At 67.5% G+C, this 26872-nt stretch carries 20 protein-coding genes; 9 read left to right on the top strand and 11 right to left on the bottom strand.

The annotated features are described in order from the left end of the window. The first annotated feature begins 52 nt into the window (after window positions 1–52). Window positions 53–349 carry a S41 family peptidase gene (locus tag ACQPZK_RS13735; RefSeq protein ID WP_433538668.1) on the top strand — a complete coding sequence of 99 codons (297 nt, stop codon included), beginning with the start codon at window positions 53–55 and terminating at the stop codon, window positions 347–349. A gap of 60 nt (window positions 350–409) precedes the next feature. On the opposite strand, the gene ACQPZK_RS13730 is transcribed toward ACQPZK_RS13735, so the two are convergent. The 3 genes from ACQPZK_RS13730 to ACQPZK_RS13720 all read right to left on the bottom strand — a co-directional run bounded on the left by ACQPZK_RS13730 (window position 410) and on the right by ACQPZK_RS13720 (window position 9591). Next, window positions 410–1411, bottom strand: coding sequence for a hypothetical protein (locus tag ACQPZK_RS13730; RefSeq protein WP_433538667.1), 1002 nt, complete (start codon window positions 1409–1411; stop codon window positions 410–412). Window positions 1412–1620: 209 nt separating this feature from the next. Then, complete coding sequence (locus tag ACQPZK_RS13725) at window positions 1621–2082, bottom strand: hypothetical protein (protein ID WP_433538666.1); 462 nt, start codon at window positions 2080–2082, stop codon at window positions 1621–1623. 33 nt (window positions 2083–2115) lie between these two features. Next, on the bottom strand, window positions 2116–9591 hold the full coding sequence (locus tag ACQPZK_RS13720; RefSeq protein WP_433538665.1) for a LamG-like jellyroll fold domain-containing protein: 7476 nt from the start codon (window positions 9589–9591) through the stop codon (window positions 2116–2118). Window positions 9592–10136: 545 nt separating this feature from the next. Here ACQPZK_RS13720 and ACQPZK_RS13715 point away from each other — a divergent pair. Beyond that, window positions 10137–10661 carry a hypothetical protein gene (locus ACQPZK_RS13715; protein WP_433538664.1) on the top strand — a complete coding sequence of 175 codons (525 nt, stop codon included), beginning with the start codon at window positions 10137–10139 and terminating at the stop codon, window positions 10659–10661. Between the two features lie 108 nt (window positions 10662–10769). Here the strand turns inward: ACQPZK_RS13715 and ACQPZK_RS13710 are convergent, their stop codons facing one another. Further along, on the bottom strand, window positions 10770–11117 hold the full coding sequence (locus tag ACQPZK_RS13710) for a GlsB/YeaQ/YmgE family stress response membrane protein (RefSeq protein WP_433538663.1): 348 nt from the start codon (window positions 11115–11117) through the stop codon (window positions 10770–10772). A 112-nt stretch (window positions 11118–11229) separates the two neighbouring features. Here ACQPZK_RS13710 and ACQPZK_RS13705 point away from each other — a divergent pair, with 112 nt between their 5' ends. Continuing rightward, entirely contained in the window at window positions 11230–11883 is a 654-nt protein-coding gene (locus ACQPZK_RS13705; RefSeq protein ID WP_433538662.1) for a hypothetical protein, read from the top strand. Between the two features lie 27 nt (window positions 11884–11910). Here ACQPZK_RS13705 and ACQPZK_RS13700 read toward each other — a convergent pair whose 3' ends face one another. Next, window positions 11911–12276 (bottom strand): VOC family protein, encoded by a 366-nt coding sequence (locus tag ACQPZK_RS13700; RefSeq protein ID WP_433538661.1) that lies wholly within the window; start codon window positions 12274–12276, stop codon window positions 11911–11913. Window positions 12277–12482: 206 nt separating this feature from the next. Continuing rightward, window positions 12483–13019 carry a TetR/AcrR family transcriptional regulator gene (locus tag ACQPZK_RS13695; RefSeq protein WP_433538660.1) on the bottom strand — a complete coding sequence of 179 codons (537 nt, stop codon included), beginning with the start codon at window positions 13017–13019 and terminating at the stop codon, window positions 12483–12485. Between the two features lie 72 nt (window positions 13020–13091). On the opposite strand from ACQPZK_RS13695, the gene ACQPZK_RS13690 reads away from it, so the two are divergent. From ACQPZK_RS13690 to ACQPZK_RS13680, 3 genes are all read left to right on the top strand, one after another. Beyond that, window positions 13092–14138 (top strand): aldo/keto reductase, encoded by a 1047-nt coding sequence (locus ACQPZK_RS13690; protein WP_433538659.1) that lies wholly within the window; start codon window positions 13092–13094, stop codon window positions 14136–14138. A gap of 411 nt (window positions 14139–14549) precedes the next feature. Beyond that, complete coding sequence (locus ACQPZK_RS13685; protein ID WP_433538658.1) at window positions 14550–15191, top strand: fascin domain-containing protein; 642 nt, start codon at window positions 14550–14552, stop codon at window positions 15189–15191. A gap of 102 nt (window positions 15192–15293) precedes the next feature. After that, window positions 15294–15467, top strand: a complete 174-nt coding sequence (locus ACQPZK_RS13680) for a hypothetical protein (RefSeq protein ID WP_433538657.1) — start codon at window positions 15294–15296, stop codon at window positions 15465–15467. Between the two features lie 108 nt (window positions 15468–15575). Here the strand turns inward: ACQPZK_RS13680 and ACQPZK_RS13675 are convergent, their stop codons facing one another. Next, complete coding sequence (locus tag ACQPZK_RS13675) at window positions 15576–16724, bottom strand: helix-turn-helix domain-containing protein (RefSeq protein WP_433538656.1); 1149 nt, start codon at window positions 16722–16724, stop codon at window positions 15576–15578. 373 nt (window positions 16725–17097) lie between these two features. Between ACQPZK_RS13675 and ACQPZK_RS13670 the strand changes: the two genes are divergently transcribed. Beyond that, window positions 17098–18453: a hypothetical protein gene (locus ACQPZK_RS13670; RefSeq protein ID WP_433538655.1), complete on the top strand. Its 1356-nt coding sequence runs from the start codon at window positions 17098–17100 to the stop codon at window positions 18451–18453. A 40-nt stretch (window positions 18454–18493) separates the two neighbouring features. Next, window positions 18494–18982 carry an NUDIX domain-containing protein gene (locus tag ACQPZK_RS13665; protein ID WP_433538654.1) on the top strand — a complete coding sequence of 163 codons (489 nt, stop codon included), beginning with the start codon at window positions 18494–18496 and terminating at the stop codon, window positions 18980–18982. 121 nt (window positions 18983–19103) lie between these two features. Here ACQPZK_RS13665 and ACQPZK_RS13660 read toward each other — a convergent pair whose 3' ends face one another. Then, window positions 19104–19499 carry a hypothetical protein gene (locus ACQPZK_RS13660; RefSeq protein WP_425886937.1) on the bottom strand — a complete coding sequence of 132 codons (396 nt, stop codon included), beginning with the start codon at window positions 19497–19499 and terminating at the stop codon, window positions 19104–19106. A gap of 98 nt (window positions 19500–19597) precedes the next feature. On the opposite strand from ACQPZK_RS13660, the gene ACQPZK_RS13655 reads away from it, so the two are divergent. After that, on the top strand, window positions 19598–20434 hold the full coding sequence (locus tag ACQPZK_RS13655; RefSeq protein ID WP_433538653.1) for a hypothetical protein: 837 nt from the start codon (window positions 19598–19600) through the stop codon (window positions 20432–20434). A gap of 799 nt (window positions 20435–21233) precedes the next feature. Here the strand turns inward: ACQPZK_RS13655 and ACQPZK_RS13650 are convergent. The 3 genes from ACQPZK_RS13650 to treY all read right to left on the bottom strand — a co-directional run bounded on the left by ACQPZK_RS13650 (window position 21234) and on the right by treY (window position 26871). Next, entirely contained in the window at window positions 21234–22223 is a 990-nt protein-coding gene (locus ACQPZK_RS13650; RefSeq protein WP_433538652.1) for a hypothetical protein, read from the bottom strand. Between the two features lie 620 nt (window positions 22224–22843). Beyond that, a complete protein-coding gene (gene treZ, locus ACQPZK_RS13645) occupies window positions 22844–24568 on the bottom strand; it encodes a malto-oligosyltrehalose trehalohydrolase (RefSeq protein ID WP_433538651.1) in 1725 nt (574 codons plus the stop codon). Then, entirely contained in the window at window positions 24565–26871 is a 2307-nt protein-coding gene (gene treY / locus ACQPZK_RS13640; RefSeq protein WP_433538650.1) for a malto-oligosyltrehalose synthase, read from the bottom strand. The genes treZ and treY overlap by 4 nt, the downstream gene beginning before the upstream one ends. Window position 26872: the final 1 nt, after the last annotated feature.

The raw sequence follows: 26872 nt of genomic DNA, 5'->3' as shown, positions 1-26872 counted from the left end.
CGGGGCCACCCGCCAGTTCTGGACCGCCGCGCACCTCCCCGCGCCGCGTTACGTGGACCGCCCGGTCTTCGTGCTCACCAGCGCGTCGACGTTCTCCGGGGGCGAGGACGTCGCGTACACCCTCCAGGCGCACGGCCGGGCCGTCGTCGTCGGTGAGACGACGCGGGGCGGCGCGCATCCGACGGCCCGCCACGCGGTCACCGAACACATCCTGGTGACCGTCCCGACCGCCCGGACCATCAACAGCGTCACCGGGACCAACTGGGAGGGCGTCGGAGTGGTCCCCGAACTACCCGTGCCAGCCGACCAGGCACTCGACACGGCGCTGAAGGCCATCGCTGGCGCATAGGCGCGCGGCGGAACCTCTCCGGTCCCGCCGCGCGTGGTACCCACCGGCCGCGAGGCAGCGTCAGGCGGTCTTCAGTCCTCGCGTCGCCAGTTCGCTGAGCGACGCGACGCTGTCGCCGCCGAGCGCGGCCCGCGCCACCGCCGGTTTGCGCAGCTCGAACACCTCGACGAGAAGGGTCGGCGACTCGGACCGGCGGCGGATCCCGTCGACCTCCTGCCGGTCCGGGTTGAACGGCAACGTCCGCCACTGGTCCGCGGTCGCCTGCCAGTCGCCCGAGATGGCCACGGCCAGGCCGTCGAGCAGGCTCTCGTAGTTTTCCGGGCTGATCGGGTGACCCAGCCCGTACCGCTCGCGCAGGGCGAGGATCTCTGCCGACGGCGTTCCGGAGTAGCTCTTGTTGATGCCGAGCCACCAGTGGGCGAAGTAGGTGCCCTGGTATCCCTGGGCCAGGTAGCGCGACCCGTCGTGGTGCACCTCGACGACGAAGTTGTGCACCTGCGGGAACTGGCAGTCGAGCAGTAGGACGGTGTCGGCGCTGGCGGGCTTGACGAGCAGCGCCTTCTTGAGCGCGTCGCCCTTGCCCGCCCCGTAGGTCTCGCCCGACAGGCGAACGGGCTCGCCGCCCTTGTCGTGCAACTGCTCGCGGATCTGGAACGCCGCCATTCCGCAGTTCGCCCACCTGCGGCTCTCGTCACGCAGGACGATCTGCGGGTCGTCGATCCGCCCCGTGCTCGCCAGCGCCTTGCTGAGCTCCAGCTTCTCGTCGCTGCCGACAGCCTCCTCCCGCTTGGGCAGGCTGCCGGCGGCGGAAAGGGCCTTGTCGTTGCGTGCGAAGCGGATCGCGACGTCGACGGCCTCGTTCCATGTCGCGAAGGTCCGGTGGGGCAACAGCTTGCTCGCCGACCAGTTCATCAACGCTCCGATGACCTCGAGCTTGAGGTTGTCGGGGAGGAGATCCTTGATCCGGGTCAGGATCTCGTCGTTCGCCTTGTCGTCGGTCTCCAGGTTGGGAATCTGACCGTCCGGTGGGTAGTTGTCCCGCTCCTCGGCGATGATCAGCATCCGAAACCTCCACGGTCCATCGTGTACGGCCGCCCCCACGGCAGGCCGCACTCCAGATTGGACCGTCCGTGAGCGGGCGAACACGCAACGTCGGACTTCCGTCCGAGTCGGTCCTCGACCGACCCCTTTCCCCGTCGTGATCGACTCCGGTTCCATGACATCGGGGTGTCCGCGCCGCCGGGACACCCCGATGTCCCAGAAGGCGAGTCTCAGACACAGACCTCCACGTTGGGCTTGGCGACCGTGAGTTCGACGTACAGATTCGCTTCGGGTGCGGCATCGGGCACCGAGTGCAACCGTAGATATGTCGGGTCCTGGCCGGTCGATGAGCTGTAGCAGACATGCGCCGCGTCAGCAGAGCCTTCGTCGCGGGATGAGGTCGTCTTGAGCTGCCACGGCGTCCCCTGCGTCAGTCGCTGACCCCACTCCTGCACGTCGGCCAAGGACAGCTGACCCTCCGTACGGAACCTCTGGCCATAGGTGATGCTGGCCTCGTCGCCGGTGCAGGGCGACTCGGAGTAGTCCCCCTGGTCGGTGCCGACACCCCGCACCTTGCTCCAGACTCCGTCCTTCCGCAGTGCGTCGACAATTTCGTCCTGCCGCTCACACGACCAGTTCTCCTCGCGCTTCGAACACGCCGATGTGGTGGAGACAATCGTCAGCAGTGCCACGAGGGCAAGAAATGAAAAGCGACGATTCACCCCTCAGCCGCCCGTCAGGTCGAGCCGCCCGGACCGGACAGCCTTCTTGCATTCCTTGCAGATTGCCTTCCGGGCAGAGTTGACCTGCCAGCGGTAGTACTTGCGATCCACCTTGGCTCCGATGTCCCGACCCACCACGTTGTTCCTGCGATCGACCCTACTGTCATGGGTGTTCTGGTTGCCCTCGTGGGCGTCGCCCCACGCCTTGGCCTTGCTCTTCGAGCCGAACATGAAGGTGAGCATCGCCTGCCACACGCAGTGTCGGTAGGCGTTCTGCCTGCCACCCTCGGGGTAGGACCTATTACTCTCCTGGCTTGCCCAGGCGCTGACCGCACCGTAGACGGCACACTGACCGGGGTAGGCACGGCAACGGGCTCTCTCATAGCGGTTCATCGGACAGGTCGAACCACCGCTGCAACCGCTACTCGACCCACCTCCGTCGTTGACGATCATCCGGCCGTCGAGGTCGAACTTGTTGACCGGATCCGCACACGCGTAGTCGTACGGGTTGCAGCTGCCGCCCTCAACGGGATCCACCTGCAGGAACCGACCCAGCGCCGGACTGTAGAGCCGCACGCCCATCAGGATCGAGTCGTCGACACCCGCCCCCGCACGCTGCTTGCCCCCGAGCCACCCGTAGAGCTGATGTTGCTGAGCCGCGCTCGGCACCCCGAACTCGTCGAAATCGAGGACCGTGGGTTGCGCGAGGCCCGGGTCGGTCGTGACGACGACGTTGCCGTGCAGATCGTTGAGCTGTAGCGCGAGCGCACCGGAGGACGTGGCCGTTGCGATCAGGTTCCCGTCCGGACCGGTGACGTTGCGGACAAGTTCCCCACCCGAGCCCTGGGTCCAGCGGACGGCATCGGAATCGTCGCCGTAGTGGTTGACCGTCGACCCGGCCCCGGTCCACTGCCCGTCCACCAGCGACTCGTCGCTGGTGGCTCGGACCCGGTACGCCGGATCGAGCGTCCAGGTACGCCGAGCGTCCTCGCTCTGCTGACTGCGCACGACGTCGTTCACGTAGTAGGAGTTTGCGACTCCGTCGGGCGTGGTTACGGTTCGCCCGAACGGGTCGTACGAGTGACCCACGTCGAGCAGCCGCTCCGCCGAGTCGTAGGTGTGGGTGACCTGCGAGGCGGCGGTCGCGGATTGGCAGGCGCCGTCCTGATCAGGATCAAAGCGGGACTGGCCGATCCGGTTGGCTCGATCGTCGAGCGTGTAGGTCCGGGTCACACATCCGTTGGTGATCGTGCTGCGATGCGTGGCACGCACCAGGCGACCGAGGGTGTCGTAGGAGTATTCCTTGTCGCCACCCGTGTAGGCGTGTTCCCGCCACTGACCGAAACTGTTCCTGCCGACCGCCTCGGAGTAGATGACGGCGCCATCCGCGTCACGTGTGTAGACACGTTCGGTCGGTTGCGCGTTGGAGTCCAGGTAGTCGGTCCGGGTCAGCCCGCCAGGGTACGTGACCTTGGTGAGCTGACCGTCTGGTGAGTAGGCCGCTCCGAACGTTCCGGCAGTGCTGTCGGTCAGCGCCGTCAGCAGCCCACGCGGCTCCTTGACACGGTCGTAGCTGTAGATGACGTGACCGGAGCCATCAGCGGTCTTCACCAGCCGACCGAACCTGTCGTACTCGCTCACCGTCGAACCGCTGTCGGCGTCGGTGTAACGGACTACCCTACCGAGGAGATCGAACTCGCGGCTGATGCTCGCACTGCCGTCGGTCGTGGTGGTCTGCGCTCCGCTGTTCGGATCGTACGAGGTGGTGCTACCGCTGGGCGCGGTGCCCTCGTCCGACGTGATCTGGCTGCCGGTGACCCTGCCGGCACCGTCGAAGGTGGTGGTGTGGTTGCGGGAATGCCCCGCCACACTTTCGACGACGAGCGCCTCGCCACCGAACCGCGACCTGGCGGTCACGCGTCGGTCGGGCAGGGTCGCCGACATGCGCTGCGGGTCGTGGCCTACTACCGCTCCGGCGGCGCGTGTGAGGCAGAGGGTGCCTGCCCATTCGGGTCGACCGCCACAGGCAGCGTCCGAGGAGTTGGCGCCGGCGGTGTAGTAGATCATTTCTCGGGAGCGGGCGTCGGTACCGGTCGCGCCGATACCGGCGGACAGGACGATCCTGCCGGACGCGTCGTAGCGGGTGCGGGACGTGAGGTTACGTCCGCCCGACCCGGCATCGGCTGTCGCGCTGGTCGGCTGTTTGAGGACCCACCCGGAGGTTCCAGTGCCCTCGGCCTCGTAGCCGTTCTTGGTGACTCGCGCATCGGCGTCGGGGTAGCCGTCGATCCGCACTCCACTGGTCTGTGTGGTGAGGAGGTGGTAAACGGCGCCGTCCGGCTTGCCCTCGTCGTACTTGTTGACCGTATGGGGGCGGCCGATGATGTCGGCGCCGGCGGCAATCGTCCCGAGAGGCCCACTCCCATCCGGATCGGGCACGGCGGCGTCCAGGACGAAACTGCCGGTCGGACCGAGTGATTCGACGAGATCAACGCCGTCGCTGCTGTAGCTGCTGATCGTCGACAGCGCGAGGGCTCTACTGGCGGCGTCGGAATTGGCGAGGCCGATTTCCGCAAGATACGCGTCGGCGCCGGGGAGCACGCCGAGAGCCATCTCCCGACCTGTGGCCTCCAACGTGCGTATGACGTTCCCGAACCTGTCGTACTCCCGCGTGTCGATATGCCCACCGGGGGTGGCGGTGTTGACACTCTTGCCACCCGCGGCCAGGTAGTGCACGGTGGCGTACGCGAAGCCGTTGCTACCCGGTGACGTGGCCGTCGCGCGGTTGCGTCCGGGATTGTCCTCGGGCCCGAGGATCGCGGTCGAGTCGGTGGGCACGTCGAGCTGCCCCCAGCCGGCAACAGCGGCGGCAGTCATGTCGTGCGGGCCACCTGCGGCCTTCGCCAGTGGCACGTTGTACACGACGTTCGTCGCGGTCTCCCCGTCGGTCGCTGTCTTGGAGCCCTGCTGCAACGCCGCGCGGCGAACTCTGAGCAGCCGGCCCGCGTTCTCGTCGCCCGCGAGGGTGGAGACCTGATCCGCGCTGAGTGCCTTGCCATAGATGCGGACGTCGTCGATGCCTCCGTGCCACGTGTTGGTGAACGTCCCGTTCCACTGGGAGCGGCCGACGATGTATGCGCCCGTGGCGTTCCAGCCGCCGGTGGGAGCGGTGGTCGACTGCGGGACCCCGTCGACGTAGAGGGTCATCTTGCCGGTGGTGGTGTCGTACACGCCCGCGAGGTGGGTCCATCGACCCAGCACTGGTGACGTGTTCGACGAGGCTCGGATCGGCAGCGACGTGGAACTGTCGGTGTCCATGCGGGAGAACGCCCACCGGTCGGTGGACTGCACGTAGTTGAGGAAGAGGCCGCTGGTGAACGAGCCGTTCTTGGACACCGCCGTACGGTTCGCGGACTTGTCCGTCAACCGTACCCAGGCCGACACGGTGTACGAGGACGTGTTGGAGAGGGAGGAGCCCGCGACCGTGATCTGCTGGCCCGACGTTCCGGTGAACGTCGCCGCCTTGTCACCCGGGTTGCCGGGATCATTGCCCTGACCCCAGCCGACGCCACTGGCCATGGTGCCGCTGCGGCCGCTGCCCGACGAGTCGGCGACAGTGGAACCGGAGCCGGCGTCCAGGTCCCACCGCAACGCGGCAGAGTCGACGTCCGGATTGCCGTAGTCGGCCATCCACGGTAGCTGCCCGGGTGGGGTGACCTTGACGACTCGACCGCTGACATATCCGTAGCTGGTCTTCAACACCGGACTGACCCGGGGGTCCCATACCTCGCGCAGCTGACCAAGGTCGTCATAGGCGTAGCGGGTGATCTCCACAGCGTTTGTCACGTTGGCGTCGGGATCCCAGCTCCACAGCTTGATCGCCGACACGCGGTCGACGTAGTCCCCGAAGACTGTCTGGCTCAGCCCGGAGGTGGTGGCCGTGGCGTAGACGTACTCCAGCACCTCGCAGCCGCGGATTAGGGTCGCGGTGCACTTGTTGGTGTCGTCCACTCCCGGCTCGACCGGGTTGATCACCTTCTTGAGCAGCAGCCGGCTGCCCGTGGTGTCGTAGACGTAGCGGACGGTGCTGTCGGACTCCGTCGTCCAGGACGACGTCGCCGCCCACAGGCCACCCTGTTGGGTGAATTCGGTGGTGTTTCCCTCGACGTCGGTCAACCGGTAGGAGGTCGTGCCGACCTTCGTCAGCATCATCCCTTCGGCGCCCGGCTCGGGGGCGAAGGTGGTGCCGTCGGCGTTCTTGGAGAAGGTGATCCAATCTCCGTCGATGGTGTCGACCTGCGCCAGAGCGGGCTGCGGGAGGGTCAGCGTCGTGTATTCGACGTCCGCCGCGCCGCCGGTCACGCCCCCGGCCCAGGTGGGCCCGAAGGGTGCGACGACCTCCGTCATCGACAGATTGTCCCAGTACACCTTCCGCCCGGATCCGCCCTGCATGCCGTTGTAGAGACGGAAGAACGCCTCGGTCGCACCGGCCGGCACGGCCATATCGACCGAAAGTTCCTGCCACCCGTCGGTGAAGCTCGCCATCGGCGAGGCGACCTCGTAATAGTTGGCGCCCACCCGGTAGAAGCCCACGATGCGCAATCCACGGTCGGTGAACGCGGGCACCAGTCCGCTGCCGGCGGGGACGAAAATCCAGCCGGTCATCCGGTACGTCTTGGTGGCGGCCATGCCGAGACGCATGCCACCTCCGTCCCCGCCCACCGCGACATAGGTGTCATTGCTGCTGGTGCTGACCGGAGTGATCTCCAATGAGTCCACCGGCGTTATCTCACCCTGGCCGTAGACGGTGGACCGGGCGGCCGACGAGGTCGACGGCACGGTGAAGCCGGTCAGGTCGAACGAAACCTGCGCCTGGTTGGCCGTCAGGCGCTGGGACATCGGCTGATAGCCGTCGGAGGGCTTGCGCGACGAGGAGGAACGCGAGACCGACAGGCCCAGTTCGTCGGCATCCGCCGAGGACATCGAGTAGTTGCCGTTCAGGAGGTTCACCGAGCCGGGGCCGATGTCGTCGGTTGCGGCGCCGTCGCCGTTGGAGGTCACCGACACCCTGACCCACGGCGTGCTGTAGGCGGCGGTGCTTCCGCTGGCGGTGTACAGCTTGGCCCGCACCTCCACCACGCCGCCGACCAGGCCGAGCGTGTCCGTGGCGTTCCAGACCGCGTAACCCCCGAGCGATGACATGGCGACCGGGCTCGCGGCGGTCGCGGTGATCGGCGCGCCGGTGGCCGAGGTCAGGTTCGCCGACGGGACCGGCAGCGTAGCCCCACCGGTGCCGCGGCGGTACTCGAAGTACGCCCGGGTGTAACCGGTCACCGGAGTGGTGATCTCCAGCTTGGCGCGCTTGACGATCGTCGCCCCGGGCAGCGGCTGCGCCAGTGCGGCCGCACCGGCGTCGAAGACGTACTGGTGGCTGTTGGACAGGTTGCCGGTGGAGTCCTTGACCTGCACGGTGAGCGTGCGGTGCCCGTCCCGGGGGCGCAGCGTGACGGACGTCGCGCCAGTGGCGGCCAGGGTCGTCGCCGTCGACTCATAGTCGAACTTGTAGACGAATGCCGCGAGGTCGTTCGTGCCGGACGCCGGTGTGAACGTGAAGGTGTCGGGTTGTTCCGCCCCGCCATGCGGCTGCCCGTCGTTGAGATAGATGGCGGCCGAGACGAAGGGCACCCCCGGTTTGGTGGTGTCCACGGTGAAGGTCGTCCACGCGGTGAAGGCACCGTAAGCCCACGGATCCTTGGCCCGTACCCGCCATTCGTACGCGGTGTCGTTGAGCAGGTCGACAGGTACCTGCCACGAAGCGGTCGAGCCGTTCGTCCATGCAGGGCTGCCCGAGCGCAGCCCGGAGGTGGTCACCACCGCCTGGGTGATCTTGTTCCGCAGCTCGAACTCGGCCTGCAGCGTCTGACCGGCGTCGGTGTCGGCAAGTTTCGCGGACAGCGCCGGCCGCAGGGCCGACGTGCGGCCACCCGCACTGCACAGGCTGTAGCAGGGGGTGATCGCCTGGGCTGACGGTGCGGCCGGCGCCTGGTTGTACGTGATCGTCACCAGCGGAGGATGGGCGCCCTCCGCCGAGTCGAACCGCTTCCACGACAGGTGGTCCGACTCGCTCGTTCCCCGCAGCATCACACTCGCGCTGGACTGGTTGTTGTCGGCCGCGTACTGCAGGGCGCCGCCGACCTCGATGTACACGTAGCCGTCGGCGCAGGACGAGTTGTATCCCTTCGTCTCGGTGGAGATGCCGACCCGACCTCGCGCGATCGGCTGACTCGTCCACCGTGCCGACGAGTCCACGAAGTCGGTGCGCCACGCCTCCCACGAGGCCGCCGTGCACGACCACGAGTGGTAGTTCCACAATCGGAGCTTCGCGCTGCTGATCACACTGCCGGCGAGTCCCGTGGTGGCGAACCGCAGGTAAGACCGGGCGGTACGAGAGCCGCCGTCGTCGGAGTAACCAAGCTTGAGGTCTGCCGCACCGGACTGATCGCTCGTGTAATCCGACTGCACGAACGCGTCGAACGACGGAGACAGCGACGTCGGCGGGTCGAGCGTCACGGGGAACGACAGGTCGGTGCGGGACAGGAACTTCGCGTCAGGCGTCAGCTCTACCGTCGTACGGCCGGCACCCGTGCTCACCGTACGAAGCGCGACGCGGCCACGGCGCACTCTCTCGAGGGACAGTGGAGACACCTCGGCGTCCCACATCATCGGCGTCTGTGCCTGCCCGATCTGGCGCCCGGCACGGTCTTTCAGCAGTAACCCGCCCATACCGTCGCCGGCGACCGTCAGCTTGCCAGTGCGCATCGGCAGGCTCAGCTTGCGCACCTGGGCCAGCCCCGCTCGGTCCTTCACCATGAAGTGCTGCTCATAGCCGGTCGAATGGACGTGGAAGACGAGGTCTACATGGGGCACCACGTCCGGGTAGGTGATCGTCCGGTCGGACAGGACCGGTTGCGGCAATGGTCCTGTCCACGCCAACGCCGTCCGCTCCGCACCTTGACCCACCGCGACCAACTCGTGCTCGCCGCTCCCCGTCACCGCGCCGGAGAAGGTCAGCCCTCGCGGATGCGCCTTCGGCGCCACCGAACCGTCAGCCCGGCGCTCCAAGGTCAGATCCACCGGGACCCAGCGGTCACCGGCACGGACCCGCACCGGTGCCAGTGACCGTTCCTCCGTCGTCGTACCGTCCGGATTCGCGAACACCTGCGTCGTCTCCGACAGTTGGTCGGCGACCTCGACCCGCGCGCCGCACAGCTTGGCCGCCACCGCCGCCGACACCCCGTCGGGCCGCTGCTTCGGGCATGCCGGTTTCGAGGCCGCGGCAGATCCCGGCGTCGCCGCCTGCGCGGGTACGAGCGACCGCATCGGTACCTGCGACAGCGTCACCACCAGCGTCAGTGCCAGTAGTGCCGCCATCCGGCGGGTCCAGCGGAATGCTGTGCCGCTGGACAGATTGGTGAACACGCGCGACTTCCAGCCATGCATCGGCACAGACCTCCCCGTCAGGCCCCATCGAGGCGTGTCGAAGATAGGGGTCGGAGGGCCAGACGATCAATATCTTGGCAACCACGACGGTGCCGTGTAGTGCACCGAACGCAACGGACTGATCGTCACAGAGAACCGCCGTCTGGATGATCAGCGAGTACAAGCCGCGAAACGACCGTCGCCCATGCCGCACGCCTCCGGCCGACCCCGGACGAAGCCGTCGCACCTCGACGACGTGACCGTGGAGGTGGACTCCCCCGATGCCACCGTGCGGGTCCCCTGCGAGTAGCCGCCGTCCGACGGGACGGCCCCTCGAGAGGGTGCTGCAACACCCTCCCGAGGCTGCGCCCGCCGCAGCAGAGCACAGGTGAATTGCCAGCCTGAAGTCCGGCCAATCCCCAGGGACCAACGAAGGGACCATTCGGGCGAGTGGTCCCTTCGTGGTGCCCCACGACGGCACGCACGGGCATCGGCGGTGCGGGAGGTGTCCTACAGTCGACGGCACGGTCGACGGAGGGACCCGCATGGACGAGAACGACAGGACGACGTTCCGCACGTCCGCCCGCCTCATGTTCGTGTTCATGCTGCTGCTGGGCCTGCCGGCCTGGATTCTCGTCCAGGCCGTGCTGGCACTCATCGCTGGGCAGTTGGCGGCCGACTACACGAATCTCGTTGTCACAGGTGTCGTCTATGCCGTCGCTTTCAGCGCCTTCACGGTTCTGTTCCACCGCAAGACCTGGTCCTCGGTCGACGTCACCGGCCCGGCGTTGGGGCTTGTCGAGAAGGGACGATCGGCCCTCCTCCCGTGGCAGACGATCCAGTCGGCGACCATTCGCCGTCCGGGCCCGTTCGCCGTCCTCCAGGTGACCCTGCGCCCGGAAGCGGTCACACCGCCCGCCACGACGCTGCGTCCGCGGATCCGTGCCGGTCAGCCGGTCTACACGGTCAACGTCGGGCTGGTTCGGCCGGCGACGAGCGTTCTGCGTACCGAACTCGCCCGTCACCTGCCGCAGGTCGCGGCGTCGGAACGCGCTGCACCCGCCGGGTGAGGCTGCCGTCGCCGGATGACACGGGTGTCGGGCAGGCATTCCAGGACCCCGATCGAGTTCCCCGGAACCGGGTCCATCCGCCCCACCCGGCAGCAGTGCGATCGGCGATCAGGACTCGCGCTTGGCCTTGGTGCGACGGACCCGCCGACGAGGGGTTTCGTCACCACCGGCAAGGCGGGTGAACGTCAGCATGTTCGCCAGCGCCACGGCGACGATCGCGAGGCCGACCTGGATCGCGAGCACGATCCAGTCCCAGCGCAGCACCCACACCTTGACGCCGGCGTCGTCGTCGACGTGCAGTGCCCGGGCGACCACCGTGCCCAGCACCGCCGAGCCGACGCCGAGAACGAACGTGGCGAAGATGCCGATCCGCTGCCTCCCCGGCAGGATGAGCCGGCCGAGCAGGCCGACGAGGGCGCCGATGAGCACCGCGCCGAGATAACCGGTTACCAACATTGCTGTCTCTCCCCTTCCAGCAGTGCTGGGATACATGCCCGTATCTCACGTTCCCGGAAACCCCGGCCCCGGTTAGGCTGGCGGGCCTCTCACCCGTGACCGAAGGACACCCATGGCCCGCCCGTACCGCCCCGGACCGAAGCAGTTCGTCTTCACCGCCGGTGACGGCACCGCGCAGCACGTCTCGGTGGGCGACCCGCAGGAGGCCTACGTGGCGTTCTCCGCGTTCTTCCGGGGTCGCGAGTCCGACACGTACACGATCAGGGACGAGCCCGCGCGGCAGAGCCTGGTGCTCATGCCCCGCCTGGGGGTGATCTCCCGGATCGAGGACGCGGACCCACCCCGGTCGGCACACCTGCGGATCGACCGGGCCAACCGCTACCTTCCGAGCGCGATGCTGTTCTTCGAGAACGGCTATCGCGGCCTCGACCACTTCGGCCAGTGGTTCCCCGACCTCGCCGACCTCGACGCGTCGCCGGAGACCCGCGGCGCCGCCCGCGCCGCCACGATCACGACGCAGGCAGCGGCGTTGGAAGAGGTCGCCCGGATCTGGGCGGACTCGGGCTACGTCGACCCCAGCGACCAGTACTACGTCTTCTTCGACTCGCACGACGTCGACGACGACCGCGCCGAACGCGCCACCCTGCTCCCGCTGATCGAGCTCCTCGGCCTCGAACGGGTCGACGCCCCGGCCGGAGCCGCCGGAGGCGAGGTCTGGGTACGCACCGACCCACGCCTCGTCGCCGAGTGTGCCCGCTGGTCGTGAACGGTCAACCCGACCAGCGTCGCGAGGTCAGCGGCGTAGGCAGAAGGGATGGCCGGCCGGGTCGCGCAGGACGCGGAAGCGGTCCGGCGCGAACTGCTGCTCTTCCTTGACGGCGCCGAGTTCGATCGCGCGCGCCTCGGCGTCGTCGAGGCTGGCGGGGTCGTCGGCGGCCAGGTCGAAGTGGATCTGCTGCGACCGCTCGCCCGAGGGCCAGGTCGGTGGCCGGTAGTCGTCGACGCGCACGGCGCCGAGAAACAGCGGACCGGCCTTGACCGCACAGAAGTCCGGTGTCCGGACGGCGACCTCCCCATCGAGCATGGCGGCCCAGAAGCGGGCCAGGTCGGCCGGGTCGGAACATTCCAGGTTGATCGCGGCAAGATGAGCTACCGACATGACTCCTCCAGAGGACGGAACGCTGATCAACCCTAACACCAAAAACGACGGCTCGCTCTCTTTGCTCGACCATCCCAGAGGCCGCCGCCCGCCCCTCCCGGGCGCGGTGATCATGAAGTTATTGCCACCGTCATCGGCGTGTCGAGGCAACAACTTCATGATCACCGGGGAGCTGGGGGCCGCGCGCGGGCCGGACGCCGGCCCTCCTAGTCGTTGATGATCGCCATCAACGCTGCGGCGTAGGGGGCGGAGTCCACGTCGCCGCGGACCGCCAGTTGCAGGCTGTAGCTGGCGGACAGGGCCACGAACGCTTCGGCGATGTGGCCGGCTCGCGGGCGTTGGCGGTCGTGCACCAGCTCGGCGATCGCGGCCCGCATGGCGGCGAGCTGGCGTTGCACAACGGCCGCCAGCAGCGGCGACACCGCCGCCTCGGCGTAGATCTGGGCAACGAGGCGGGCGTGGTGGGTGTCCCGGGCCTGGGTACGCACGTACTCGAGGAAACCCCCCACCGCCTCGGCGGTGAGCGCCCTCGGCAGGGCGTCGGTCCCCTGTTCGCAGACGGCGACGACGATCTCGTCCTTGCTCGTGAAGTACCGGTAGATGGCGCCGTTGGAGAGCCCGGACTCGGCGACGATGTCGGCCATCGACGTGTGGGCGAAGCCGTGGGTGGCGAACCGGGCGCGCGCGGCATCCACGATCTGCTGGCGTCGGGAGTCGAGATGAGCTTGGCTGACCCTGGGCATAAAGAGTGACCCCTCGTTTTCTTGCTACTGTCGTGAGCGTACCTCCTCGCACCGGAACTCAGGAGCCCCGCCATGCGCTACCAGACCTTCGGCCGTCTGACCGGACTGCGCGTGTCGCAGTACGCGCTCGGGACCGCGAACTTCAGCACCTCGGACGCCGGCGCCGGCCCGGAGGCCGCACGACAGATCTTCGAGGCCTTCGTCGCCGCCGGCGGCAGCACGTTCGACACCTCCAACCTCTACCGGGACGGGGAGGCCGAGACCGTGCTGGGCGGGCTACTGGGGCGGCAACGGGACGACTTCGTGATCATCACCAAGTACAGCGGGAGCAGGCAGGCCCAGCCCCGCCCCGGCACGACCGGCAACAGCCGCAAGATCATGGTCCGGTCCCTGGAGGCGAGTCTGCGCCGCCTGAACACCGACTACGTCGACATCTTCATGCCGCATTTCCCCGACGGCGTCACGCCGATCGAGGAGATCCTGGCCGGGTTCGACGACCTGGTCCGCTCCGGCAAGATCCTGCACGGCGCGCTGTCCAACTTCCCCGCCTGGCGGGTCGCCGGTGCCGCGGTCCACGCCGACCTCCGCGGCCTGGCACCCCTGGTCGGCATCCAGACCGAGTACAGCCTGGCCGAACGATCCGCCGACCGGGAGCTGCTGCCGATGGCGCAGGCCCACGGCCTGGGCGCGATCCTCTACTCCCCGCTGGCCGGCGGCCTGCTGACCGGCAAGTACCGACAGGGCGCACAGGGCCGGCTGACCGCCCGAGGCGACGCGGTCGAGGGCACGGCGCAGCGCACCGCCGTCGTCGACGCCGTACTCGCGATCGCCGAAGAACTCGGCGTGAGCGCGACCCAGGTCTCCCTGGCGTGGCTGCGCCGCCGGGCCGCACTGGCCTCCACGGCGATGATCCCGATCGTCGGCCCGCGCACCCCGGCCCAGCTGGAGGAATACCTGAAGTCTCTCGACCTCGACCTCAGCGACCAGCACTACCGACGGCTGGGCGACGTCAGCGCCGTCCGGCCCGGAGCCCCGCACGAGGATGTCGCGGCCGCGCTGGACCAGGGCGTCGACGGCGACCGCACCCTGCTCGACCGTCCTCCCGTGCCCGCCATCTGAGGACGCGGCGCACGGCGTGGTCAGCGGGTGAGGCCGACCAGCGTCGCCAGTCGCGCCACGCCTGCCGGCGCCGGCTGCGCGCACGCACAATCAGCGATGAGAGTACGCGCCAGAGGCCGTCCCCGAACCTCACCCGGCGCGACACTGTCCGCGTCGACAAGCGCGCGTGCCGCCCCGCTCAGGTCACCGGCCCGAACGTAGATCCGCGCAGCGTCGAGCAGGTAAGCGCCCCGATACTCGGCCGGCCTCTGGAGGGCGGCCTCCGCGATCCTCGTGCGGCTGGCCCGTCGAAGGACGGACCCGTTCCGCCCCATTCCGAGCCGCCTCGGACACTCGCTCAGATCGATCAATTGACCATCTAGTCCACGGTGATAAATTTTTTTGCTCAGTTCTTGGTCGACGATATCGACCATGCAGGACGGGTCATCGCGACGGATCACAGAAGGCAGGAAGATGAACCTCGGTATTGCACTCCGCAGGCTCTGTGTCCCATTGGCAGCGGCAGCGCTCGTGCTGGCAACGACGACCACAGCAATGGCCGCTCCCGCCGCGAGCAAAACCCCGTCATTCATCGATTTCGTGCAACAGGGTACGACCCAACGGGCCTCAAGCAACCGCGGTGCCTGTTGGAAGATGAGCATCAGGTCCGTGGAGACGAAGTCTTACGTGACCAACCGGCTGGAGTACACCGGTTCGGACGAGACGATGCTCACCGCCACGTCCCCGGCGATCACCAATAGAGAACTCTTCTTTGTCTGCAACACGGATGTCGACACCTTTTCGATTGAATCGTACGTAGGCGATTACGTCACCACCGAGGTCGATTACACCGGCCCCAAGAAGGGAATGCTCCGAGCGCGCAACAAGAACATTGGCGCCTGGGAGAAGTACAAGTTCACCTGCGACACGGCCAAGATCTGCTATATCAAGTCTGTTGGAGCCGGCAAGTACGTCACCGCCGAGTACTCCTACACGGGTAGCGGTTACGGCATGCTCCGCGCGCGGGCAGACAATGTGGGGAACTGGGAGAGGTTCTACATCGTAGAATTCTGAGCAGCCATCGACAGCGTCCTGCCTCCTGAGTGGTCGCGGGTCCTGACTTCGGAGGATGGACGCGGTGCCGGGCGGTGGGGCGGAGTCACCCCACCGCCCTTGGTGACCGACGCGACCGAGCCGCTCGGCGCGCACGGCGAGGATTTCGCCAAGGGCGGGCGCGGCCGACTCGTCGATGCCGAACTCGGCGCCGTTGGTGGTGAACGATGCGGGTACGCCGATCGGATGGAACGGGTTCGGGCGAAGGGCCGCCACGTGACCACAACTCCCGATTGAGCACGCGCACTACTTCACCGAAACTGCTGCCTCGGACGCGCGGGAGACAGCAGTTTCCCTGATGTTGCGCGGATCTTGAGGCCGATCAGCTCGGCGGGGCGTACCGATTCAGCGGGTGAGGCCGACCAGCGTCGCCAGTCGCGCCACGCCGGCCGGCGCCGGCCGCGCCCGCGCACAATCGGCGATGAGGGTACGCGCCGGAGGCCGCCCCCGAACCTCACCCGGCGCGACACTGTCCGCGTCGACCAGCGCCCGCGCAGCCCCCCGCAGGTCCCCGGCGTGCACGTACACCCGCGCGGCGTCGAGCAGGTACGCGCCCTGATACTCGGCCGGCAACCACCGCCAGCCCTCCCGCCGCACCACGATCGAGTGCCGTCGCAGCGCCTCCACCGAGTTGTCCCGCGCGGCGGCCAGCAGCACCCGCACCAGCTCGACGGCGACCGTTCCGAAGCTGGTGCGGTGCTGATCGTCGTACCCCCGAAGGTTTGTGGCGACGCCCGCGGCCCGCTCGGTCAGCTCGTCGGCGCGGTGGTGCTCGCCGCAGCCGGCCGCGGCGAGGGCAGCCTGGAGCAGCAGCGTGCCGCCCACGGCCCACTCCCCCGCCGACCGCTGCGGCACGATGCGGTTTGCGGCGGCGAGCGTCGCGGCCAGGGCCAGGCGGTCGCGGCCCGACGCGCGTAGCGCCTGGGCCACCGCGATTGCCGCCATCGCCGCAAGGTGCGGATCGTCACCGGCGGCGGCGCCCATGGCTCGGTCGGCGGCCAGCCAGGCGAGGTCGGCCTCGCCGAGCTTCACCAGCAGCGACGAGGTGATCCGGTACGCCTGCACGAGCAGTTCCGCCGACCGCGCGCCCTGGGCGGCGTCGAGCAGACCCGGTACCACGCGCAGCAGCTCCGGGTAGTGCGCGTGCTGGTACGACAACCAGGCGTGCCCGACCTGACGCCGCAGCTCGTGCATCGGTGAGGGGGTCGGCGGGGCGTCGTAACGGGCGAGCGCGGCCCGGATGTCGTCCACTCCGGGCGGAGTGCTGCTCGGGGTGCTGGGCGGTTGGCCGAGTAGTACCTCCGGGTCGACCCGCAGGACGCGGGAGAGTTCCTGGATGACCGAGTACCGGTCCAGGGGGCGGACGCCGCGCTCGATCTTGTCCACCCAGCTCTTCGACCTGCGCAGCCGGTCAGCCAGCATCTGCTGGGTCATGGAGCGCCGCACCCGCCAGCCGGCGACGCGTCGTCCGATGGGGAGGTCATCGCTGCTCACGCCGCCACCGCCGGTCCGGGACCGCACGGGTCGTGTCGTCCACGGGCACGCGCTCTGCCTCGGCCTGAGCAAGGATCCGCTGCTTGGCAGCCTCCCGCTCGGCCGCTTCAGCCTGTTCACCCCGGCTCGTCGAATCGTCGCCTGGCATCTCCACCTCCGTCTACCAGGGCGCGACACTCAGCCTCTGTTGCCGCCCCATGAACTCCCTGCAATCAGGGAAGCCGCCCGCGAACTGACGGGCCAGACGGCGAACGATGTGCTCGGTTGCGCAGGTCAGGACGTGGCTTGCGCGGGGTTGCGCGGGTCCCCATAGGACGTCGGTAAGCCATAGGCTCATCACTGTTGGTAGTTGCGTAATGGCTGGAGGCGGAACATGGCGCGACCGGTGACCAATGCAGCATTCGAAGGGTTGTTGGCTGCCGCTGGTTATGGGAACGCGCACGCCGCATTCGCACGCCAGCTCAACCACGCCGGCCGAGAGCAGGGCGCCTGGCGGTACGACGCGGCCAGCGTCTACTGGTGGCTGCGCGGTCGGACGCCCGGGGAGAACGTTCAAGCCGCAATGGCCGAAACACTTACTCGCAAGCTCGAGCGTCCCATCTCCCCGTCAGAGCTGGGATTCGGTGCCCTCGCCAGCGCCGGAACATGCGTCTATCCCGCTTGCATCGATGCGGCGATAGATGCGACCGAGCAGATCTGGGCGACGCTGGCCAAGCACCTCGGCCGGACGACAGACGGGGCCTTCGACAGCGGCAAAGCCCTCCAGGCGGCTCTCGGCTGGCGGTATGACCTGCCTGACGCGTCGGTCACTCGGCAGGGCGGTCAGCAGGTGACCTCGACGGACGTTCAATCGCTGTACGCGCTGGCGGACCACTTCACCGACCTGGACCGGCGTCACGGCAGCGGTTCTCCGCACACCCGTGCCGTCATGGCCGACCTTCTTGTTCGTCAGGTCGGGCCGATGTTGCGGGGCACCTACACCGATGCGGTGGGACGCGACCTCATGCGCGCGGCGGCAACGCTCGCCGGTCAACTCGCCTTCATGTCCTACGACGCGGGCGAACACGCCATGGCGCAACATCACGTAACCCTCGGTCTTCGGCTTGCGAAGGCCGGTGACGACCGCCTCCACGGCGCTCACCTGTTGGCGAACCTTGCCACCCAGGCTGTGTTTCTGGGTCATCCTCGGGAGGCCGCTCGGCTCGCCGAAGCTGCCATTGATGGGGCTGGCCGTGCCCCGGCCCCGGTCCTCGCGCGGCTGTACGCCACCGCCGCCACTGCATACGGACAGGCGGGCGAGAGGCGGGCCTGCCAACTCGCCCTCAACAAGGCTGAGCGCTCTCTCGGCCGGACGGGTACCGATCCCGGCCCACGCTGGGTCGGCTACTTTACTCCGGCCCACCTGGCCGGGGCCGCGCTGAGATGCCTGGGCGACCTGGGCCTGTATCCGCAGGCCCTGCGACACGCGCCCGACGCGCTTAGCCTCAGCAGCCAGAACACCCGAACCCGCGCCCTGCACACTGCGCTCATCGCTTTGACTCATGCCCGCGCTGGTGACACCGACGTGGCGTGTGACTGGAGCCGGACACTGGTGCAGGACGTTGCGAGCGTCCAGTCGATGCGCCTTCGTCAACGCCTCCGCGAACTCGCTGGCAACCTCCGCCCGCAGTCATCGCCCCAGGGCAGCGAAGTCCTGCATGCCCTGACGGCCGCGCGAGCAGCCATCTAGCCCGAGTTCGCACCTGGGCAAGTCCGCTAGCGTCACTGAGGTGACCTGGACGGAGCCCGCCACCTGGTACGCCAACCTGGCTTCCTTCTACGCTGCCGCTGCGGCCTTCATCACCGACCCGGCGGGCAACGTGCTGCTTGTCAAGCCCACGTACCGCGACCACTGGGCCTTCCCGGGCGGCTACGTGGACGAGGGCGAGTACCCGCATGATGCCTGCGCCCGCGAAATCCGAGAAGAGTTAGGCGTCGCGTTGACGGTGGGCGATCTCCTCATAGTCGACTGGGCGCCGCCGACCGGTCAGCGTCCCCGTGCAATTGTCAGCTTCACGTTCGATTGCGGGTCCGTCGCTGGCCCCGACGGCTTCAAGCTGCCGGGAGGAGAGCTGGAGGACGCAGCATTCTTCTCGTGCGACGAGACCGAGCGTCACCTCCCCGAAAATGTCAGCACCCGAGTTAGTGCGGCGATCCGCGCCCGTGGCCGACGCTCCCCGATATATCTTGCGGGCGGCCTGACCTTCCCTCTCCAATAACGCGAAGTCTTCCATTGCATGACAGCCGTTTACAGCTCTTCTCGGCCTCAGTTGTGCCGGATCTGCGCCCGACGATCTTGCCGACGATGCCCGCTGCCTTCGGCCGCCCGGCAGGCCGCACCTACTTGAAAACCCCAATAATCCCGGTGACCGTGCCGACGAGGCCACTGACCGTCGCCAGCTTCGCAGACGCCCCTGTCCAGATGCCCTTCGACTTCTCGCGCCAGCCGAGAGACCACCAGTCACGCCCGAACTTCTGCCACTTGTGTTGTCGAAGGTGACAGCCCATGACTAGGCCGGTCGAGTTGTTGCGGCAGAACTCCACAGCGCCGCCGCGCTTCCGGTTGATCGCGCCGCAGTACACCGGCGCCTGGAACAGCACGAAGAGGATCAATAGGCCGACGAGGACCGCGTAGATGCCGGGACCAAACGCGTTGCTACCAAGGGACAGGAGGAGCACAGCCAGGACGCCGTACCCCCAATACCGCCAGAGGCTCGGCTTGCTCCGGGATGCCATGAGTGCGAAGAGTACCGACGCGATCGGGCCGCCTCGTAGTAAGTAAAATTTCCGCCAAAGGTCTTGACGGCACGACCGGAATCGTTACCACTGACCACGTGACGAGCGAAGCCGAGGACCAGGACCACAGGCTGCCGATCGATCCCGCAGGCGACGCTGACGACGAAGCTGACGACAGGGCCGACGATGGCCCGGCTTGGGAGTCGCGAGCTTTTGGGGTTCTCGACTGGCTAAGCGAGGACCGGAACCGGGGAGTGCGACATGCGCTAATCTTCTGGCTCGTCGCAATTTTTGTCATTTGCTGCGGTTACAACAATTGGAATTCGGCCGTAAGCGCGACCGAAAAGTGGTACGCGGGAGGCAAGGCGTCCATCGACAACTTGCTCACCGAACGCCAGCAACTGGCCTCGCTAGTGTTCATCGGATTTTTGATCGTGTACTACGTCTGGCAGCGGGCGCAAATCCGCAGGGGCGTCAAGCCGGTGCCATGGCTTCTAATTACACTGACCGTCTGCGTTGCGCTCGGATTCACGCTGCTGGCTACATGGCTGATGTTCAGAGAGGCATCTAGTGCACCGAAGGAGGCGGCGGCCCAACTGAGATTTGATGCCGTTAAAACCGGCATCACTCTGTTCGCCGGCACGGCCGGCGCGGGTGCACTTCTTCTATCATTTAGAAGCCACTTCAATTCAGAAACTGATCGACTGAATTCGCAGTTCGATTCAGCGGCAGACAAGATGTCCAACAATTCTCGAATAGTGCAGACCGCCGGCATCCTCTCGATTGAGAGAATAGCTTCGAAGCATAAGTCATATCGCCGCAGCGCTATTGCTGTTCTTCAGGCATACGTGCTGACTGATGAGGCACAAAATCGGTGGGAGGCGTTACGAGTGATGCGCCGCTTCGGAGAGCGAAATCCTATCACTCCCGCCTAAAGCGAGGGATACGACGGTTAGCAGAGTAGCGACTTTGAATCCTCGGAAAGGATTAGGTCGACGGTCCGTGACCCCTGCTGACCGGCACGTTTTGTCAGACCCTTCCCTCAGGTTGCGCCCCAAGTCATCCCGTCGGCCTTCGTCCGCTCATCGTCGAGTGGGTGGGGCCTGCCCGCTCGGCTCCGCCCGGACGGAGGTTGTCGGAATGGCGCCAACCATCCTGGAGTGCCCGAGCACCCCGCCGGAGGCACGCTCTTACGCGCTGAGGTTGCGTCACACGCAGCGCCTATATTCAGGTCAATGGATGAGCCTTCTGCGACGGCCCGGCCGACGATCAGTGAGATCCGGGCGCGCTACCCGAACGCCTATGAGCGCTGGACTGCGGCTGAGGACTCTCGGCTGTTGGCTGGATACCGCAACGGCGGCAGCGTCGAGGACCTTGCTGAGCAGTTTGGCCGTCAGCCGAGTGCGATCGAGGTCAGGCTTGGCAAGCTGGCCATGCAGGCGCTCCGCCCGGCCACTCACGACGATGACTACCCCTGGGACACTGCGAGGAAGGCCCCGAGCCACCGGATCTTTTCTAGGCGGCGCGGGGTCCTTTGCTATCTGCCATCGCGCCGGCGGCGGGGCTATAACCGCTGGGGTGTCGCCGGGCGCTTGCGCCAGGGCGGCGGGGTCCCCGAGCGGCGACCCTCCGGGTCGGCCCCTGGTCGGCGGCGCGAGCGGCCTGCGAAGCGGGCCGCCTTGATCTCGTACAGAAAGTTCTCACACAGAGCTGCGCCAACTTAGCCGCCACCGGTTAGACCGTTCCGTCGGCCGGGTTCTCAAACTCGTCGGCCGCATAACCTAATAGCGTGGCCCACAAAACCACCGCTGCCGCAGGACTAGTTGCTTCAAACTGGGGGTACCTTATGGACCCACCTATCGGAAACTCATCTGATTTCTCCAGGCCATAAGCCCATTGAGCGAAAGTCATAAGTGTTGCCGCACTGCGGTAGATTGTGACATGAGCGTATCGAGCAACGTGCGGCAATGCACTATCATTGCCATACAATTCGCACAACACAGTAAGGAGAATGAACAGACGCTCCGCGCATCCTGGATGGGAGTCGGCCCGATCGGTGCTCCATTCGTTCCGAAGGTGAGCAACCGTAATTAGTCCGATTGCGGCTCCTGGTAGGGAAAGTTGCAAGAGTGCCGGGTTGTAACCACTCTCGGTGAACCGTCCGGCCAGGATAAGGGTTGCGAGCAGGTCCGCTTCTATTTCACATCGGTGAGAGGACGGCATGTCGGCCAACTTCGACCGGAGCGATGTGCGTGAAAAGATCTCAGCCAAGATGGCCTCGATTCCTTTATCCCGGCGCGATGACATATCCCGGGCCATATGATGGCTAACCTCATGAGCAAGCACCCACTGTTCAGCGCGCCGACACAGCGCGTCAGCGGCGTCCCAGTGTTGCTTGTCGAACGCCATCAAGAATGATCCGTCCAGCGCCAGAAGCCCGCCAATTCGGTATCCCTCGATGATCCGTTCAAACTCGGCATGAAGTGCGCGCTGGACCGTCTCGGCTTCTTCGGGGCTTCTTTGCAGTGCGTCGTCGACGCTCTTCATGAAGGTTCCGTACATAGCCGAATAGGCAAACATGATGGAGGTGAAGTGGCTTGAAATGGCGACCATTCCCCCACGAACATTTTGATCCGCGAGGGCAAGGTCTTCATCGCTAAACGTTCTGCCAGCGTAAATATTCTGCGCTCTTGCTCGCCATCGCCGATCGCAGAGCTGGATCATTTCATTAAGCTGCTTATCCAAGAGTGGGCAATTTGACCGCACACCCTCGGCTAAGGGATTCCAATCAAGGAGGTACTGCGGCACACTTCGCCCGCGCGATCTTATGAGCGATGCAATCTTTTCATTTGCCCAGTAGCTTACGGGCGGCTCGTTGGTTCGCGCGAAAAAGAGCCCTCGCGACTTTTTTAGATTCCAACTCACCTGCAACCCCTCCAGTCGTGTCGAAGGTGGCATGAATTTAACAAGGTCCAGTTGCACCCGGATTCGGCGGCAACCAGCAGTCGAGGTAGCGGCCTGCCGCCGCCCTCCGCAAACCACTTTGCTGGCAATTCAACAGGACCACCGATCAGTGAAAGGAGGTGAGTTTTGTCTAGACTAAACCCTGAATCTCTCATTGGGACCGGCATAAGCGCATGCTGCCATACTCTTGTCAATATGTACAGGTGCACTTATCGACAATCGGGCGCAAATTCGCATGTGCGCAACGCCGCTGCCCGCCGCACCGGTCAACCCGAGCGGACCTCAGAACGCTCGATCCGGGTGCCTCCAACTAAGCCGGACAACTACTTGTTGACCGAATTCCTGCGCCCCCAGTATTGGATCCTTTTGCTCCCCGCGACTCACAGGGCCACGATCGCCGCTGTCTCCGCTGGCAGCTCGATCCGGTCCCGCATCACCGTGACCCCCTCGCCGGTAGCCAGCAGCACCCGCCGAGCCACCCCAGGCAGCGACACGCCCTGCCCCCGCCCAGCGAAGTTGGCGACAACCAACGTGTCCCCCCGCCGCATCAGCAGGAACTGGTCCCCGTGCTGCACCGACACCGCGTACATCCGAGGATCCGACAGGTCCGCCACCGACCGCCGCAGCGCGATCAACCGCTGGTAGAACGCCAGCATCGAGGCGTGCTCGGGCTTGTCCAGCTCGGCCCAGTCCAACCGGGACCGTACGAACGTTTCCGGGTCCTGCGGGTCGGGCACGTCGCCTTCCGGCCACCCGTGTGAGGCGAACTCGCGCCTCCGACCGGTCCGCACCGCAGAGGCCAACTCCGGCTCTGGGTGCGACGTGAAGAACTGCCACGGCGTGGAGGCCGCCCACTCCTCCCCCATGAACAGCATCGGCGTGAACGGCGCCGTCAGCAGGATCATGGCCCCGACCCGTACGAGGGCGGACGACAGGGAGGCCGAGATCCGGTCTCCGGTGGCCCGGTTGCCGATCTGGTCGTGGTTCTGGAGGTAGGCGACGAGCCGGTGCCCCGGCACTCGCGAGTCCAGGGGTCGCCCGTGGTGGCGGTTGCGGAAGCTGGACCAGGTGCCCGCGTGGAAGAACCCGTTGGTGAGGACGTCCGACAGCGTCTCCAGGGAGCCGAAGTCGCCGTAGTAGCCCTGCCGCTCCCCCGTCAGCAGCGTGTGCAGCGCGTGGTGGGCGTCGTCGTTCCACTGGGCGTGCAGGCCGAACCCGCCCGCCTCGCGAGGGGTGATGAGCCGTGGGTCGTTCAGGTCGGATTCGGCGATCAGGGAGAGCGGCCGGCCCAGATGAGTCGACAAGGATTCAACGGAAACCGCCAACTCTTCGAGCAGCGGCACAGCCCGGGTGTCCGGCAGCGCGTGCACCGCGTCCAGCCGCAGGCCGTCGACGTGGTAGTCGCGCAGCCACATGAGCACGCTGTCGATGATGTAGCGGCGCACCTCGTCCGAGTGCGGGCCGTCGAGGTTGATCGAGCGGCCCCAACTGTTGCTCTGCTCGGCGAGGTAGGGGCCGAACCGCGGCGCGTAGGCCCCGGAGGGCCCGAAATGGTTGTAGACGACGTCGAGGATCACCCCCAACCCCTTGGCGTGGGCGGCGTCGACGAACCGTTTCAGGCCGTCCGGGCCGCCGTAGGGCTCGTGCGGGGCGTACCAGCAGACACCGTCGTACCCCCAGTTGTGTTCGCCGTTGAAGGCGTTGACCGGGAGCAGTTCGATCATGTCGACGCCGAGGTCGACCAGGTGGTCGAGGCGGTCGATGGCCGCGTCGAAGGTGCCCTCGGGGGTGAAGGTGCCGATGTGCAGCTCGTAGAGGACGCTGCCGGGCAGCTGGCGACCCGTCCAGGAGGAATCGGTCCACTGGAACGCCAGATGGTCGTAGCGGCGGCTCGGCCCGTGCACACCCGCAGGCTGCCACGGCGAGCGGGGGTCGGGCAGTGCGGTTTCGTCGTCGTTCAGCAGAAAGGAGTAGTCGAGGCCAGCCTCGGGCACCTCGACCGTCCACCAGCCGTCGGCGGCGGCGCGCATCTCGTGGTCGGTGTCGCCGGCCAGGCGCAGGCGCACCCGGCTGGCGTCCGGCGCCCAGACGGAGAATTCGGTCATGACGAGGCCTCCTCGGCAGCGGTGGGAGGAGCCAGCAGAGCAACGGGGTAGTCCGCGAGGAGATTGTCCAACGGGACCTCCCCGCCACTGTAGACCCGGCCGGTGAACAGGTCCTTCACTTCGTTAACGCCGAGCGACAGGGCTGTGTCACACCAGCCGCCGGCCCGTGCCAGGCCGAGCGGCAGGCGGGTCGCCACGGCGATCACGCCACCCCGGTCGAACGCCACCACGTGCCGGCCCACCGGGCCGTGCGCCGGCACCGGCCGGTAGGTGGTGAACAGCTCCGGGTGCGCCCGCCGCAGGCGCAGCGTCCGCGACACGACGAGCAGCTTCGCCGCTCCGTCGGTGTCGACCGGGGGACGCCAGCCGCCGTCGAGCCGCGCCAGCATCTCCCGGCGTACGTCGAAGTCGACCGGCCGCCGATTGTCCGGGTCGACCAGGGAGTTGTCCCACAGCTCGGTGCCCTGGTACGTGTCCGGGACGCCGGGCATGGTGAGCTGGATGAGCTTCTGCCCGAGGGAGTTGCACCAGCCGGCCGGGGCGATCGCGGCGGCGAGTTCGGTCAGCTCGTCGTGCAGGGCCGGGTCGTCGTACATGCGGTCGATGACCGCGTGCATCGCCTGCTCGAAGCCCGGGTCCGGGTCCGCCCAACCCGTCGAGGCCGAGGCCTCCCGGGCGGCCTTCTCCGCGTACGCGTGCAGCCGCTCCCGCTCGATCGGCCACGCGCCGACGGCCGTCTGCCAGAGCAGGTGGGCGAACGCCGGGTCGGGCAGCGGCGCGTACTCCATCCAGGTCTTGACCTGCTCCCCCCACTGAGCCGGCAGCTCGCTGAGCACGGCGAGGCGGGCGCGAACGTCCTCGCCGCGCTTGGTGTCGTGGGTGGAGAGGGTGTTCATGCTGGCGGGCCAGCGGACCTGGCGGGCGGCGGCGAAGCGGTGGAACTCCGCCGGGGGCACCCCGAAGTGGGCGGGGCTGCCGCCCACCTCGTTGAGGGCCACGAACCGGGTCCACCGGTAGAAGGCGGTGTCCTCCACGCCCTTGGCCATCACCGCGCCGGTGAGCTGCGGGAACCGCTGGGCCAGCTCGTCGTCGGGGTCGCGCAGCCGGCGGGTGATCGCGTCCAGGGCGCCGGTCAGGTCGGGGCGGCGGCGGCCGGCCTCGGAGCGGGCGGCGGCGAGGTACCGGGCGCCGTGCGGCGGGTAGCCCCGGTAGACCGGGAACACGGCGGCCAGCTCGGCGAGCGCCGCGCGGGCCTGCTCGGTCGGCACCTCGGGCGCGAGCGCGGCGAGCCGGGTCAGCTCGGCGCCGAGCAGGTTCGTGGCGGCGGCCAGCTTGGTCGAGTGGGTCAGGTCCTCCCAGGAGGTGCGCTGCCCGGTCAGCCGGGTGTCCAGCACCGTGAAGTCGCCCTCGGCGTCGGTGTCGACGAAGAGCCCGTTCACAGCGGCGAGGGCCTCGTACCCGGTGGTGCCGTCCACCGGCCAGTCCGGCAGCTCCTCGCCGTACTCCAGGATCTTCTCCACCACGAGCCAGGCGTCCGGCGCGGCCTCGCGCAGCCGCGCGAGGTAGCCGGCCGGGTCGCGCAGGCCGTCCGGGTGGTCGACGCGGATGCCGTCGACCTCGCCGTCGGCGGCCCAGCGCAGGATCAGCTCGTGCACGGCGGCGAACACCGCCGGGTCCTCCACCCGCAGGCCCGCCAGGCCCGCGATGGCGAAGAACCGGCGGTACGTCAGCTCGGCGTCCCCGCGCCGCCAGGAGACCAGCTCGTAGCGCTGCCGGTCGTGCACCTCCCGGGCGCTGCCGTCGCCCGTGCCGTCGGCGATCGGGAAGCGGTGCTCGTGGTAGCGCAGCTCGCCGTCGACGACCTTGAGGTCGTCCAGGGCGGCCGGGTCGTCGGCCAGGACCGGCAGCAGCAGCCGGCCCCGGTCCCAGTCGATGTCGAACCAGTCGGCGTACGACGAGTCGCGCCCCCGGCGCAGCACGTCCCACCAGGCCGGGTTGGCCGGCGGTACGGCGACCCCGGCGTGGTTGGGCACGATGTCGACGACCAGGCCGAGCTGCTTGTCGCGCAGGGCGCGCACCAGTCGCTGCCGGGCGGCCTCCCCGCCCAGCTCCGGGTTGACGCTCCGGTGGTCGACGACGTCGTAGCCGTGCTGCGAGCCGGGCGTGGCGGCCAGCAGCGGGGCGGTGTAGAGGTGACTGACGCCGAGGTCGTGCAGGTAGTCGACGATCGCGGCGGTGGCGTCCAGGTCGAAACCGGGGCGGACCTGGACTCGGTAGGTGGCCTTGGGAGGGGTGGCCGGCATG

The sequence above is a fragment of the Micromonospora sp. CA-249363 genome, from assembly GCF_050950185.1.
In the GTDB taxonomy this organism is placed as follows: Bacteria; Actinomycetota; Actinomycetes; order Mycobacteriales; family Micromonosporaceae; genus Micromonospora.
This window is presented reverse-complemented; position numbering and strand designations above follow the sequence as displayed.

Excerpts from the sequence above, each read along its gene's own strand:
- ACQPZK_RS13730 (WP_433538667.1), bottom strand. The coding sequence starts at position 1,411 with ATGCTGATCATCGCCGAGGAGCGGGACAACTACCCACCGGACGGTCAG.
- ACQPZK_RS13715 (WP_433538664.1), top strand. The coding sequence starts at position 10,137 with ATGGACGAGAACGACAGGACGACGTTCCGCACGTCCGCCCGCCTCATG.
- ACQPZK_RS13710 (WP_433538663.1), bottom strand. The coding sequence starts at position 11,117 with ATGTTGGTAACCGGTTATCTCGGCGCGGTGCTCATCGGCGCCCTCGTC.
- ACQPZK_RS13705 (WP_433538662.1), top strand. The coding sequence starts at position 11,230 with ATGGCCCGCCCGTACCGCCCCGGACCGAAGCAGTTCGTCTTCACCGCC.
- ACQPZK_RS13700 (WP_433538661.1), bottom strand. The coding sequence starts at position 12,276 with ATGTCGGTAGCTCATCTTGCCGCGATCAACCTGGAATGTTCCGACCCG.
- ACQPZK_RS13695 (WP_433538660.1), bottom strand. The coding sequence starts at position 13,019 with ATGCCCAGGGTCAGCCAAGCTCATCTCGACTCCCGACGCCAGCAGATC.
- ACQPZK_RS13690 (WP_433538659.1), top strand. The coding sequence starts at position 13,092 with ATGCGCTACCAGACCTTCGGCCGTCTGACCGGACTGCGCGTGTCGCAG.
- ACQPZK_RS13685 (WP_433538658.1), top strand. The coding sequence starts at position 14,550 with ATGCAGGACGGGTCATCGCGACGGATCACAGAAGGCAGGAAGATGAAC.
- ACQPZK_RS13670 (WP_433538655.1), top strand. The coding sequence starts at position 17,098 with ATGGCGCGACCGGTGACCAATGCAGCATTCGAAGGGTTGTTGGCTGCC.
- ACQPZK_RS13660 (WP_425886937.1), bottom strand. The coding sequence starts at position 19,499 with ATGGCATCCCGGAGCAAGCCGAGCCTCTGGCGGTATTGGGGGTACGGC.
- ACQPZK_RS13650 (WP_433538652.1), bottom strand. The coding sequence starts at position 22,223 with ATGATCCAGCTCTGCGATCGGCGATGGCGAGCAAGAGCGCAGAATATT.
- treZ (WP_433538651.1), bottom strand. The coding sequence starts at position 24,568 with ATGACCGAATTCTCCGTCTGGGCGCCGGACGCCAGCCGGGTGCGCCTG.
- treY (WP_433538650.1), bottom strand. The coding sequence starts at position 26,871 with ATGCCGGCCACCCCTCCCAAGGCCACCTACCGAGTCCAGGTCCGCCCC.